14 protein-coding genes are annotated in these 13733 nt (G+C 52.3%); 8 read left to right on the forward strand and 6 right to left on the reverse strand.

The window, feature by feature from the left end; translation table 11 throughout:
• Positions 1-42: 42 nt before the first annotated feature.
• The 6 genes from pgpA to nrdR form a co-directional block, all read right to left on the reverse strand.
• On the reverse strand, positions 43-534 hold the full coding sequence (gene pgpA / locus ACW14G_RS04245) for a phosphatidylglycerophosphatase A (RefSeq protein ID WP_223804031.1): 492 nt from the start codon (positions 532-534) through the stop codon (positions 43-45).
• A complete protein-coding gene (gene thiL / locus ACW14G_RS04250; protein ID WP_249022226.1) occupies positions 527-1501 on the reverse strand; it encodes a thiamine-phosphate kinase in 975 nt (324 codons plus the stop codon). The genes pgpA and thiL overlap by 8 nt, the downstream gene beginning before the upstream one ends.
• Before the next feature lie 74 nt (positions 1502-1575).
• Positions 1576-1995 carry a transcription antitermination factor NusB gene (gene nusB, locus ACW14G_RS04255; protein ID WP_064547866.1) on the reverse strand — a complete coding sequence of 140 codons (420 nt, stop codon included), beginning with the start codon at positions 1993-1995 and terminating at the stop codon, positions 1576-1578.
• Between the two features lie 19 nt (positions 1996-2014).
• A complete protein-coding gene (gene ribH / locus ACW14G_RS04260) occupies positions 2015-2485 on the reverse strand; it encodes a 6,7-dimethyl-8-ribityllumazine synthase (RefSeq protein ID WP_001021161.1) in 471 nt (156 codons plus the stop codon).
• 85 nt (positions 2486-2570) lie between these two features.
• Positions 2571-3674 (reverse strand): bifunctional diaminohydroxyphosphoribosylaminopyrimidine deaminase/5-amino-6-(5-phosphoribosylamino)uracil reductase RibD, encoded by a 1104-nt coding sequence (ribD, locus tag ACW14G_RS04265; protein WP_249022227.1) that lies wholly within the window; start codon positions 3672-3674, stop codon positions 2571-2573.
• Between the two features lie 3 nt (positions 3675-3677).
• Positions 3678-4127, reverse strand: a complete 450-nt coding sequence (gene nrdR / locus ACW14G_RS04270) for a transcriptional regulator NrdR (protein WP_061282153.1) — start codon at positions 4125-4127, stop codon at positions 3678-3680.
• A 155-nt stretch (positions 4128-4282) separates the two neighbouring features.
• On the opposite strand from nrdR, the gene ACW14G_RS04275 reads away from it, so the two are divergent.
• The 8 genes from ACW14G_RS04275 (at position 4283) to ACW14G_RS04310 (ending at position 13726) form a co-directional block, all read left to right on the forward strand.
• Positions 4283-4825 carry a SadB/YajI family lipoprotein gene (locus ACW14G_RS04275; RefSeq protein ID WP_223804029.1) on the forward strand — a complete coding sequence of 181 codons (543 nt, stop codon included), beginning with the start codon at positions 4283-4285 and terminating at the stop codon, positions 4823-4825.
• Between the two features lie 292 nt (positions 4826-5117).
• The gene (locus ACW14G_RS04280; protein WP_163445906.1) at positions 5118-5981 is read left to right on the forward strand and encodes a nucleoside-specific channel-forming protein Tsx; all 864 of its coding nucleotides are present in this window, start codon (positions 5118-5120) and stop codon (positions 5979-5981) included.
• A 295-nt stretch (positions 5982-6276) separates the two neighbouring features.
• Entirely contained in the window at positions 6277-7305 is a 1029-nt protein-coding gene (locus ACW14G_RS04285) for a LacI family DNA-binding transcriptional regulator (RefSeq protein ID WP_249022228.1), read from the forward strand.
• A 16-nt stretch (positions 7306-7321) separates the two neighbouring features.
• On the forward strand, positions 7322-8572 hold the full coding sequence (locus ACW14G_RS04290) for an ABC transporter substrate-binding protein (protein WP_167576518.1): 1251 nt from the start codon (positions 7322-7324) through the stop codon (positions 8570-8572).
• Positions 8573-8663: 91 nt separating this feature from the next.
• Positions 8664-9914 (forward strand): ABC transporter substrate-binding protein, encoded by a 1251-nt coding sequence (locus ACW14G_RS04295; RefSeq protein WP_249022229.1) that lies wholly within the window; start codon positions 8664-8666, stop codon positions 9912-9914.
• Between the two features lie 17 nt (positions 9915-9931).
• Positions 9932-10942, forward strand: coding sequence for a carbohydrate ABC transporter permease (locus tag ACW14G_RS04300; RefSeq protein WP_249022230.1), 1011 nt, complete (start codon positions 9932-9934; stop codon positions 10940-10942).
• Between the two features lies 1 nt (position 10943).
• Positions 10944-11813: a carbohydrate ABC transporter permease gene (locus tag ACW14G_RS04305; protein WP_223804026.1), complete on the forward strand. Its 870-nt coding sequence runs from the start codon at positions 10944-10946 to the stop codon at positions 11811-11813.
• 35 nt (positions 11814-11848) lie between these two features.
• Complete coding sequence (locus ACW14G_RS04310) at positions 11849-13726, forward strand: beta-L-arabinofuranosidase domain-containing protein (protein WP_249022232.1); 1878 nt, start codon at positions 11849-11851, stop codon at positions 13724-13726.
• The last annotated feature ends 7 nt before the right edge of the window (positions 13727-13733 follow it).

The raw sequence follows: 13733 nt of genomic DNA on the forward strand, positions 1-13733 counted from the left end.
CCTCTCCCTTCCAGGGAGAGGGCCGGGGTGAGGGTCATGCCCTCACAGGACGTGATGTCCCACCACATACAATATCGCGGCCGAAATGACCCCAGCGACGATGTCGTCGATCATAATCCCCATCCCGCCGTGGACGTTACGGTCAAACCAGCGGATCGGCCAGGGTTTCCACATATCAAAAATACGGAATACTACGAACCCCGCCAGCACCCATTGCCAGGTCATCGCCGGGATCGCCATCAGGGTAATCCACATCCCGATAAACTCATCCCACACGATACTGCCGTGATCGTGGGTGCCCATATCCCGCGCCGTGCGGCGGCAAATATAGACCCCAATACAGATACCGAACATCACCACCAGCGAATAAATTTGCAGCGGCAAAAACGTCAGCAGATACCAGAACGGAATGGCGGCAATCGAGCCCATCGTTCCCGGCACGATCGGGCTTAAGCCGCTGCCAAAGCCCGTTGCCAGCAGGTGCCACGGGTTGCGCAAGTTCAGGCGGCTTTTTGCGATATCATTCTTAGCCAAAGTGATCGTACCCCTTCCAGTCCAGCGTCACCGCCTTCCCATCTTGTGTGAAATGCATGCCTTCAACATCGGCGCTAATCTGCCCAATGCAGGTAAACGGTGTCCCCAGTTGGCCCAGCGCCACTTCCAGCGCGCCGCGATTCAGCTCCGGCACGGTAAAGCAGAGTTCATAATCTTCACCGCCGGAAAGCGCCCAGCGGCAGGCTTGCTCTGTGGAGACATGGCGCTTCAGCGCTTCAGAATACGGCATGGCATCCAAGTCGATCCGCGCGCCGAGACCGCCGCTTGCCTTAAGGATATGCCCCAAATCGGAAATCAGCCCGTCGGAAAGATCGATTGCTGAACTGGCCAGATCGCGCAGCGCCTGCCCTTGCAGCACGCGCGGCGTTGGGCGCAGGTGACGCTGACGCAGATACGCCGCGTCTTCAAGGTTATCAATCACCAGTTGGTTGAGGATCAGCGCCAGCCCGGCGGCGCTATCCCCCGGCGTGCCGGTGACATAGATCCAGTCGCCCGGCTTCGCGCCCGAGCGCTTCAGCGCCCTGCCAACGGGTACGTAACCGTGAATACCCAGCGTCATTGACAGCGGCCCTTTGGTGGTGTCGCCGCCAATCAGCTGCATATCGTAGTAGCTTAACTGGTCAAACAGGCTGTCGCTGAACGCCTGCAGCCACTCTTCATCAACCGCGGGCAGGGTCAGCGCCAGCGTCAGCCACGCCGGATCCGCGCCCATTGCCGCGAGATCGCTCACGTTCACCGCCAGCGCTTTATAGGCCAGATCGGCCGGGTCGATATCAGGGAGAAAATGGTTGCCCGCCACCAGCGTGTCGGTGCTGATAGCCAGCGTCTGTTTTTCGGGAATATTGAGTAACGCGCAGTCGTCGCCGATTCCGGTGTCGACATCGAGACGGGCGTTTCGTACTCGGTCAAAATAACGGGCAATCAGGGAAAATTCGCCGCATGCCATACGTTATGCCTCAGCAGAAGGATAAAACAAGGCCGGGGGGATGGCGTTAAGCCACCCGCGCACCGGCCTGGAGATTACTTTTTGTGGGGACGAATAGCAGGAGCGGCTTTATCCAGCACGCCGTTGACAAACTTGTGGCTGTCTTCAGCGCCGAAGGTTTTCGCCAGCTCGATGGCTTCGTTGATGGCCACTTTGTACGGCACATCGTCACGTTTTGACAGTTCAAACAGTGCAATACGCAGTACGGCTTTTTCCACCTGGCCCAGCTCGTCGAGCAGACGGGACAGGTATGGCTTCATCAATCCGTCGAGGTACGCGCTGTTAGTCGCCACCCCGGACAGCAGTTCACGGAAGTACAGGACGTCAACGTCTTTCACGTCTTGTTCCGCCAGGAACTGGTATTCAACATCGGCGATGTCGTTCTGGGACAACTGCCAGGAGTAAAGCGCCTGGACGGCACACTCACGGGCGCGGCGACGAGCAGCAGGTTTCACGGATTTCCCCTTACAAAAATCAGGCCTTGATGGCTTTCAATACATTAATCATTTCAAGCGCGGTCAGTGCAGCTTCTGCACCTTTGTTACCGGCTTTTGTGCCAGCGCGTTCGATGGCTTGTTCAATACTTTCGGTGGTCAGAACACCAAAGGCTACCGGGATTTCGCTGTCCTGAGCGACGTGCGCCAGGCCATTGCTTGCCCCGCCAGCAACATATTCGAAGTGAGCAGTACCGCCACGGATAACCGTACCCAGCGCGATCACCGCATCGTATTTACCGGTTTTCGCCAGTGCGCCAGCCGCCAGAGGCAGTTCATAAGCACCTGGAACCCAAACAACGGTGATGTTTTCATCTTTAACCTGACCAATGCGCTTCAGGGCGTCGATAGCACCTTCCAGCAGGCTGTCATTGATAAAGTTGTTGAAACGCGCGATGGTGATGGCGACGCGAGCGTCCGGGGTAGCAACGTTAGCTTCAATAATGTTCATACTCTTCCTTTGGGTTCATTTGCCCCGCAGGGGGGCGGATTTTATCATAATATTCTGGGCGCTGCTTCCTCTAATTCGGAAAGCCTCACGCAGTCGTTAAATGCAGGCAGACATCCGGCCCAACCTGGCGTATCTCCTTGAATTTGAAATGGGGGGCGTCAGCCAGTTTCTCAAGCCCCGGCAGCACACATAATCCGCGCGCATCACTTCCTAACAGTTTAGGCGCGATATAGACGATAAGCTCGTCCACCAGCCCCGCCTGAATCAGCGCGCCGGCAAGCGTTGGCCCCGCCTCCACCCAGATGCTGTTAATCTGCTGTTTACCCAGTTGCATCATCAGCAGCACCAGATCGAGATGGCCGTTATGCTCCGGCACTTTCAGCGTCTGCACGCCTTCCGGCCAGACGCGGGTATCGTCTTCGGTACGCGCAAAGAGCGTTTCGCCCGGCTGATGCACGATGCGATGCTCCGGCGTCACGCGATTGCCGCTATCAATCACAATGCGCAGCGGCTGACGCAGATTTTCCTGCGGGTAGTTCGCCTGTGTTTCTGCGCTCAGTTCATCCCAGCGCACGGTCAGCGCCGGGTCGTCGGCCAGCACCGTGGCGCTGCTGGTTAAAATAGCGTGGCTTTCGGCGCGCAGGCGCTGCACATCGCGACGCGCCTGTGGCGAGGTGATCCACTGGCTTTCACCGCTGGCCATTGCCGTACGCCCATCGAGCGATGCTCCGAGTTTGAGCTGTACGTATGGAAAACCGGTACGCATCCGCTTGAGGAAGCCTTTGTTCAACGCTTCGGCCTCACTCATCATCAGCCCATGGCTGACTTCAATACCCGCCTGCTGTAAACGATACAGGCCGCGCCCCGCAACCTGCGGATTCGGGTCCTGCATAGCGGCAACCACGCGCGAGACACCCGCGGCAATTAACGCATCGCAGCACGGCGGCGTACGGCCATGGTGGCTGCACGGTTCCAGCGTTACGTAGGCCGTTGCGCCTTTGGCCTTTTCACCCGCCATGCGCAGCGCGTGCACTTCGGCGTGCGGTTCACCGGCGCGATAGTGAAAACCTTCACCGACGATTTCGCCCTGATTGACAATCACGCAGCCGACGCGTGGGTTGGGATGGGTGGTAAAGCGCCCGCGCGCCGCCAGTTTAAGCGCGCGCGCCATGTACATTTCATCGTGCATAGCTTAGTCCTGTAAGCGGGCGATCTCTTCGCCAAACTCTTTGATATCTTCAAAGCTGCGGTAGACAGAGGCAAAGCGAATATAGGCAACTTTATCCAGCTTTTTCAGCTGTTCCATCACCAGATTCCCCAGCAGTTTGCTCGGCACTTCGCGCTCGCCGGTGGCGCGCAGGTGCGATTTAATATGGTTAATCGCCATTTCTACGTCATCGGCGCTCACCGGGCGCTTTTCCAGCGCTCTCAGCATACCGCTGCGCAGTTTGTCTTCATTAAACGGTTCGCGCACGTCATTGCTTTTTACCACGCGCGGCATCACCAGCTCCGCGACCTCAAAGGTCGTGAAGCGTTCGTTGCACACCAGGCATTGCCGACGGCGGCGAACGGAGGAACCTTCTCCCACAAGACGGGAGTCAATCACTTTAGTGTCTACGGCGAAACAGAATGGGCAGTGCATACGACGTCCTGACGATGAGGGTGAGTGTAATGAAATCTATTTTACCCTGAACTGCGAAGACAACAAAGGCGGCATGTTTTTGAGACAATGGATCGATGCCATCAGCTCTATTGCACGCTACCATTGCGTTATCCCGAAGAGAAGGAACAGACAGAATGACAAGACGTTACCTAAGAATTGCCCTACTGGGAAGCCTCGTCAGCCTGAGCGCCTGCGCGCAGCAGTCAGAAGTGAAACAAATGCATCAAAGCATTAGCGCGCTGAGCAGCGAGATGACGCAGCTTAACAAAGAAACGGTGAAAATCACTCAGCAAAATGCGCTGAACGCCAAATCGACGAAGGGCGCGTATCTGCTGCCGGGGGCCAATACCCCTGCCCGTCTGAATAGCCAGATAGGCACGTTGCGCATGTCATTGCGTAACGTTGCCGCCAACGCTCAAGGGACGGCGCTTACGTTGCGCATCTCCGGTGAGTCCAACGATCCGCTTCCGGCTTTCACCGGCACCGTGGAATGGGGACAGATCCAGGGCACCACCGAGCAGTATCAGGAAGTGAACGTGCAAAATCAGCTGTTCTCCGCCCCGGCCAGCGTGCTGGCGCCAAGCGACGTCGATATTCCGCTGCAGCTTAACGGCGTCACGCCGGAGCAACTGGGCTTTGTCCGCATCCACGACGTTCAGCCCGCCAACGCGCAGTAATCTCGCTAATCGGCACTGTGACATGCAGTGCCGCCCTTCCCCCTATGCTCCCTCTATTGACCACATTTCCTGTATGTAAACATTTGCAATAATTCACCCCATCAGTACAATCGCCGCGTCTAAACTACGCAAACGTGAACGCAATCGATTACGCGTTTGAAAAATGTGTGAAGTGTGACTGATTTTCGTGAGCAAGGATTCATATAATAGGCTCGCAGAAACACGAAACATTTAGAAAAACTTCGGTGATAAAAATCACTCTCTTTCGAATTTTTTTATTAGTGGCATAAATATGAAAAAAACATTACTGGCAGCCGGTGCCGCGCTGGCGCTCTCCGCATCTTTCACTGCTAACGCAGCAGGCGACTCTCAGCCGCAGTATGTCTCTGACTGGTGGCACCAGAGCGTAAACGTGGTAGGCAGCTATCACACCCGCTTCTCTCCGAAGCTGAACAATGACGTCTACCTCGAGTATGAAGCGTTTGCGAAGAAAGATTGGTTAGACTTCTATGGCTACATCGATATTCCGAAGACCTTCGACTGGGGTAACGGTAACGATAAAGGCGTCTGGTCTGACGGTTCCCCGATGTTTATGGAAATCGAACCACGCTTCTCTATTGATAAGCTGACCGGCGCAGACCTGAGCTTCGGCCCGTTCAAAGAGTGGTACTTCGCGAACAACTACATCTACGATATGGGTGACAACAAAGCCAGCCGCCAGAGCACCTGGTATATGGGTCTGGGTACCGATATCGATACCGGCCTGCCGATGGGCCTGTCTCTGAACGTGTATGCGAAATATCAGTGGCAGAACTACGGTGCCGCGAACGAAAACGAGTGGGATGGCTACCGCTTCAAAGTGAAATACTTTGTGCCAATCAGCGATCTGTGGGGCGGTAAGCTGAGCTACATCGGTTTCACCAACTTCGACTGGGGTTCAGATCTCGGCGACGAACCAAACCGCACCAGCAACTCCATCGCCTCCAGCCACATTCTGGCGCTGAACTACGATCACTGGCACTACTCTGTCGTTGCCCGTTACTTCCATAACGGCGGCCAGTGGCAAGGTGGTTCGAAAATGAACTGGGGCGAAGGCGATTTCAACGGTCAATCGACCGGTTGGGGTGGCTACCTGGTTGTGGGTTACAACTTCTAAGTTTTGCCTTACCGCACAGCTATGCTGTGCGGTAAGTTTTTCCACGCACGCTCGGTCAATAATATTACTTCGCTTTTATATATCCCTCATAAATACAAAACAAATTAAAATAAATACATTTAATGAATTAAATTCACGCCCTTAATATATAAAAACCACTCAAACGCATATCCGATCACGCTTTTATTCAAACAACATCACCAGCTTGTGATCTATTTATCAATCCACATTAATGCAAATGGGAAAACGTTTTCTCTCTCCATATACTAAACCCGTCTACAAATACGGAAAGAGCATGACCATAACGCATAACGACAGAAAAAAACTCACAATTAAAGACATTGCTCACGCTGCCGGAGTGAGTATTAGCACCGTATCGAAAGTAATAAACAGCACAGGTTCAATCAGTCACATAACAAAAGAAAGAGTTTTATCCGTTATTAATGAATTCGATTACAGGCCTAATGAAATTGCACGTGCACTGCATCAAAAGAAAACATATACCATCGGCTTGTTATCAACAGATGATTACGGACGCTTCAGCTTACCTGTTTTAAAGGGTATTGAGAATGCCTTACTTGAAGCGCAGATTTCGGTATTTCTTTGTAACGCCAGCGGTTCGCCTCAGGAATTAAAGCGACACGTTGATTTACTGCTGGCAAAGCGCGTCGACGGTATTATCGTCACCGCAGCCAAAACGGATACCCGCGATCCGCTGCCGTTAAAGAAACACGATACGCCGGTGGTGTATGTCTATACCAACGTCGACGATGACAACGAACTCTGCGTTCTGCCTGACGATTTCGGCGCTGGCGCTCTGGCCTGTCGTCATTTAATCGACCAGGGCAGCCAGAATATCGTGCAGATCGCCGGTCCGGCATATTATCTGGCGGTGCAGCAGCGCCATGAGGGCTACCGACAGGAGATGAGCAAAGAGGGGTTGATCGTCAGAGCGCCTGAATATGGTTCCTGGACATCAGCACATGGTTATCGTGCAATGCAATCTATTCTTGCGCGGCACCCTGAAATTGACGGTGTTATTGCTGGCAATGATTTAATTGGACACGGTGTTTTACAGGCGCTCTATGAATATGGGAAATCAGTTCCTGATAATGTCGCCGTGATCGGCTTTGATAACTGGCAGGTTATTACCGAATTATGTCGCCCGAAACTAAGCAGTATTGATTTTTGCCTGACGGAATTAGGCCGCGTCGCCGGCCAATGCTTAATAAAGAAAATAGATGGACACGATCTCAGGGGGAAAATTGCCGTCCCCTGTTTTTTACAACGCGGAGAATCAAGTTGTCGTTATTCTCAAAATTAATAAGAATGAGGTGTTTATGTTGTCTAAATTTATACATACCACCGTGGCTGCCTGTATTATATCCACATCACTCAGTGGATTAGCGCAAGCCAGAGAGACCATTACCTTCTGGGGCCGCTCGAATCAAACATCACTGGAACTGCTGGTTGATGCTTACAACAAGTCGCAGGATAAAGTTGACATTAAGCTAAATATGATTCCCGGCGAGTCGATGATGACCAAGCTCAGCGCTTCTATTGCCGCCGACAGCTCACCAGACCTTGTTTCACTCGATGTCTCCTTTCTTCCCCAGCTTAATGGCGCGGAACAGCTCACTGACCTCACCGACATTCTTGGCAATCGAGATTACGTGAAGCAGCTTAGCGGTTCGCTGAAAACCATCGGGGTTTATAAAGAGCGGCTGTACGGCATTCCTTTCTCTGCTGAATCATCGCTTCTGTTTTACAACAAAAAGATTTTCCGCCTCGCCGGACTGGATCCGGAAAGACCGCCAGAAACGCTACAGGAATTACGCGAATACGCCGAAAAAATCACCCAGTTAGGCGACGGATACTACGGCTTTGCTATTCCCGGCACCTGCTCCGGTTGCCTGGCCTTTACATTCCTCCCTTATATGTGGGCCAACGGCGGAGACCTGTTTGCCAAAGAAGGCGCCGAATCGATTGTCATTTCCGAGAGTAATAAAAGGACGCTGGCATTCTTCCACCAGATGTACAAAGACGGCTTAATGTCCCCACTCTCCAAAGCAGACAGTTCACTTAACGACGGATTTGCCACAGGCAAAATCGGCATGGTTGGCACTGGCGCGTTTACCTTTAAGGTTTTCAACGATAACTATCCCAACCTTGAATACGGCGTAGGCTACTATCCTGGAGAGAAAAAAGGCGATTGGGCCTCGTTCGCGGGCGGCGACGCGCTGGCGATTCCGCTGGGCAGCAAACACCAGAAGGAGGCCATCGCCTTTATCGACTGGGCGATGTCAAAAGAGACCCAGATTGAGCTACTGGCGAAGAATGGCTTTGTTCCCACCCGCATCGATGCCAGCGATAACCGCTACAATCGCGAGGACAGCCGTTTTCTGCTAGCGACAAAAGCCCTGGCAAAAGGCCGCTCCGTCTACCTCCCCGCATTTAACGAAGCCATTAGCGCTCCCAGCAGTCCTTTTCTGACCTTAATACAGAAATCGGTATTCGAGGGGGATATTGATAACGCCCTTAAAACGGCCGATCAGAAGTTTAAGCAGATTATTAAGATGTCGCAGGAATAATCTAAATCAATACCTTATGCCCTAAATCCCGTTGGAAATATCTCTACGGGATTTATGTAAGCGCTTACATCACTAACATCATGAGGTGTTTATGGTTTCGAGAAAAATTATTTCCACCGTTTCAATATGCGCTTTCAGCATCATGTTTAGCTGCGCGCTTCAGGCCAAAGAAGTGGTTAATTTTTGGGGCCGCAGTGAGCAATCATCGCTGCCCATGCTGGTCAATGAGTTTAATAAATCCCAGGATAAGATCACGGTAAAACTGAATGAAATTCCGAATATTCAGATGCTGACAAAACTGAGCGCAGCGGTCGCCGTGAACAATCCCCCTGACCTGGTATCAATTGATCTGGTCTACTTTCCAGAACTTAACCGCTCCGAGCAGCTCATCGATCTCACGGATAAAATCGGCACGATGGATTACGTGAGCCAGTTGAGCGACGCGCTAAAGGCCATCGGCAGCTACAACGGTAAATTTTACGCCGTCCCTTTTGCTGCGGAATCCTCCCTGCTTTTTTATAACAAGACGCTTTTCCGCGAAGCCGGATTAGATCCCAATCGTCCACCAGAAACGCTGGGAGAACTGCGCGAATATTCAGAAAAAATCCGTGCGCTGGGCAAAGATTATTATGGCTTCGCCATTCCAGGAACCAGCTCCGGCGGACTCGCCTTTACCTTCACCCCCTACTTTTGGGCGAACGGCGGGGATATTATTTCTGCCGATGGTCAAAAGTCCGTGGTCAACTCTGAAAACAATAAACGAACGCTCACCTTCTTCCACAATTTGTACAAAGATGGGCTCATGTCGCCGCTCTCCCGCACCGACTCCGCACTTAACGACGCGTTCAGTTCAGGAAAAGTGGCGATGGTGGGCTCCGGCGCTTTTACCTTTAAAGTCTTTAAAGATAATTACCCTAACCTCGACTATGGCGTCACCTATTTCCCTGGCGAGGAAAAAGGCAATTGGGCTTCCTTTACCGGCGGCGATGCTTTTGCTCTACCGGTGGGAAGCAAGCATCAACAGGCCGCTATCGATTTCATTAACTGGACGCTATCCAAACAGACGCAAATTGAGTTGATGGCAAAGAACGGCTACGTGCCCACGCGTATGGACGCCAGCGATAACCCCTATAGCCAGCAGGACCCCAAATATCTTCTGGCCAACAAAGCGCTGGCAAAAGGGCATACCCCTTTTCTGGTCCCCTACAATGAGACCTTCAATGCCATCAATAGTCCTTATCTAACCATGATCCAGAAAGCCGTTTTTGAAGGGAAAATTGATGAAGCCCTGAAAACAGCGGATCAGAAAATGAATCAGATTATAAAAATGTCGGAAGAGTAAGCGAGCTTACTGTCTGAATGAATACATTAATTAAACATTCTGCCGTAATGGCGGTTGGCAGAATGTTGACTGAGGCATCTGGAATGTTTGCTAAAACTCAACAACCGCAAGTGCAGTTTACTCACCAGACAGCATTGCCGGTATTCAGGAAAAATAACCGAAAGGGATATTTAGGTTTTTTATTCATCCTCCCCGTACTGGTCATTGTGGTGTTCTTTTTCATTACACCATTAATCATGACCGCATGGATGTCATTTTTTAAATGGCCGATGTTTGGCAAAACAAAATTCATTGGATGGATTAATTACACGAATATTCTCCAGGATGATGTCTTCTGGCATGCCCTGAAGTTTACGTTTATCTATGCGATCATTATGACTCCGCTTATTTTCATCTTTTCGATGATTCTCGCCTCGCTGGTAAAAGATAGTCATAAACCGGGCGTTTCCCTCTTTCGCAGCGTCTATTTTTTACCCACGGTCATTGGATTTGGCACAGCCAGTATTTTGTGGAAGTGGCTGCTGGATGTTCGCTTTGGCCTACTCAACCACCTTGCTGTCTCATTGCACCTGGTTGATTCGCCAATTATGTATCAGGACTCACTAAGCCAGGGCTTTATGGTCGTCGTGAGCATGGTGCTCTGGAAGACGCTGGGCTTCAATATGATCCTGCTACTGGTTGGCCTGCAGGGCATCAGCAAAGATATCTACCAAGCTGCACAGGTCGACGGCGCCGTTGGCTGGCGACGGTTACGCTATATCACCCTGCCGTTAATGCGGCGGACCTTTATGCTGACGCTGATTCTCTCCGTCTCCGGATCGCTGCTGGCTTTCGATCAGTTCTACATCATCACTAACGGCGGGCCAATGGATCAAACCATAACCAGCGTGTTCTACATCTATAACAACTCATTTATTAATGGCCGCCTGGGCTACGGCGCTGCGCTCTCCATTATTCAGCTGTTTATTCTGATGGTGATTAGTGTTCTGCAAATCTGGTTATTACGCGACAAAGAAGGACGGGCATAGAATGAACGGAGATGTCGTCTTACACATCAAGAGAAAACAAAACGGGCTGGTGACGTTTTTCTTTTACGCTATTCACGGCTGTTTACTTATCGTCTTTCTCTATCCGCTGCTGTGCGTTGCGCTGGCGTCACTAAAACCCGCAGCCGATTTAGTATTGATGCCGCCCAAGTGGTGGCCCTCAATTTTCACGCTTGATAACTTCAATAAGATGTTATTTTCTAATGACAATATGTCCCGGGCGATTATGCTATCGGGTATTGTCTCCTTTCTGACGGTTATCGGTACGGTCATTCTGTCGACGCTGGCCGGGTATGGTTTTTCCCGATTTACCTTCCGGGGGAAAAATGTTTTCTTTGTGCTGATCTTATTAACCATGATGATTCCCTCGCAGCCGATCCTGACGCCGCTGTTTATCATCATTACCAAAATGGGTCTGCAAAATAATATTTTCGGTCTGGTATTGGTCTATATCACCTTCCAGCTACCGTTCAGTATCTTTATGATGCGTAACACGTTTGACAGCATCCCAAAAGAAATTGATGAAGCCGCAGAGCTGGACGGTTGCTCGCCGTTAAAAATTCTCTTTCGGGTCATGCCGCGGATGGTTTCACCGGGGATTGTTACCGTTATCGTGACGACCTTTATTGCCGCATGGAATGAATTTCTCGTCGCGCTAATATTTATGACCGACTCCGATAATTACACCATGCCCATTTTATTGCTGATGACCAGCGCCGGTAAATACGGCACCGTCGATTGGGGATTACTCCAATCCTGTACCGTATTTGCAATGCTACCGTGCATTCTTATTTTTCTGTTTCTACAAAAGCATTATGTCAGTGGTTTAACCAGCGGTGCGACGAAAGGTTAATGGCTCACGCCCTCTACTTTAAAAGGATATTTCGCATGAAGTTAAGTACTGTCTCAGCTATTCCGGGCACGCTATCATTTATCCCTCCCGGAAAAATCCTTCCTCAAGGCTGGCTGAAGCGCCAGCTGACGCTTCAGGCCCAAGGGCTATCCGGGCAACTGGAGGATATCTGGCCGGATGTCGGCGCGAACAGCGGCTGGCTTGGCGGCAGCGGTGAAAGCTGGGAACGCGGGCCCTACTACCTCGATGGCTTGCTGCCGCTCGCCTATTGCCTGCAGGATCGGTCGCTGATCGAACAGAGCCAGAAATGGGTAGAGTGGATGCTGAATAGCCAGGATAACGACGGCTGGTTTGGCCCACAAAACAACGTCGACTGGTGGCCGAGAATGGTGGCGCTGAAGGTACTAACCCAGTACGCCGACGCCACTGGTGACGCTCGCGTACTGCCCTTTATCCAGCGCTATTGCCACTATCAACTTCGGCATTTGCCCACACGTCCCCTGAGCGACTGGGGCAAAGCGCGCGCCGCCGACAATGTGCTGTCAGTGCTGTGGGCGTGGAAACAGCTACCAGAAGATGACTTGCTCCCTCAGCTGGCGAAAGTGTTGTTAGCACAAGGGGATAACTGGCCTGATTTTATTCTCCATCGGCTTCCTACCGGCCCGGTGACCTACTTCTCTCACCTCACTCATGTGGTTAACGTCGCCATGGGGATGAAATATTCCGCCATGCAGGACGACACACAGCAGCAGCGTCTGCGCCTGGAGGAAATTAAGCGCTGCTTCGCCGAGCTGGACATCTATCACGGCCAGCCGCAGGGAATATTTTCCGGTGATGAATTTCTGGCGGGCACGGCCCCGGAGCAGGGTGTTGAGCTTTGCGCTATCGTTGAACTGATGTTCTCGCTGGAAAATATGCTGCGCATTTATGGTGATGCGCAACTGGCCGAACGGCTGGAGCGTGTCGCTTTCAACGCCCTTCCAGCTGGCGTCAGCGCCGATATGATGTCGCATCAGTACCACCAGCAACCTAACCAGATTGCTGCCAGCATCGCGCCCCGTAACTGGACCTACAGCGGCGATGACTGCAACATCTTCGGCCTGGAGCCGAACTTTGGCTGCTGCACCGCTAACTTCCATCAGGGCTGGCCAAAATTTTGCAATAGCCTGTTTATGCAGGATGAAGCGAACAACCTCGCCAGTATGGTCTACGCACCTTGCCGCGTCACTACCGACGCATGGGACGTCTGCGTGCAGACCGACTATCCGTTCAACACCGATCTGACCTTTACCGTAAATCATGCGCCGACGGGCGACAAGACGCTGTGGCTACGTATTCCCCAATGGAGTACCGGCTCAGCCATTACGGTAAACGGCGAACCCCTGAGCTATGGCGATGGCAAAGGCTATTTTGCGCTCACCCGTGAATGGCGGGCCGGTGATGTTGTCACCCTGACCTTTGAACGCCAGGTTCGCACGGAAAGACGTATTCATAACGCCGTTAGCGTTTACTACGGCCCGCTGCTGATGGCGCTGACGCCCGGTGAAATCTGGCGGCCTATCCCTGGCGGCTCGCCCAGCGGTGACTGGGAATTGCAGCCGAAGAAAGAGTGGAACTACGCGCTGGATATTCATCCTCATCAGGGCGCCGTCGTCCGTGAGCTACAGCTTCATGCTTCCGGAGAGCAGCCGTTCGCGCTGAAGTCCGCGCCGATCAAGCTTCGCCTTAGCGCTTACCGTTTGCCGACATGGAAGGTCGTCGATAATTCCGCGGGGCCGATGCCCAACAGCCCGGCGCACGCCGCCCTGAGCGTGCAGTCCTCGGTGCTGCTGGTTCCATACGGCTGCGCGCGGTTGCGTATCGCGCAGTTTCCGTGGCTGGACGGCCGTGAAAAACAGACTGACGTAGCGTAAGGACAAA

This window comes from Kluyvera sp. (assembly GCF_965301105.1).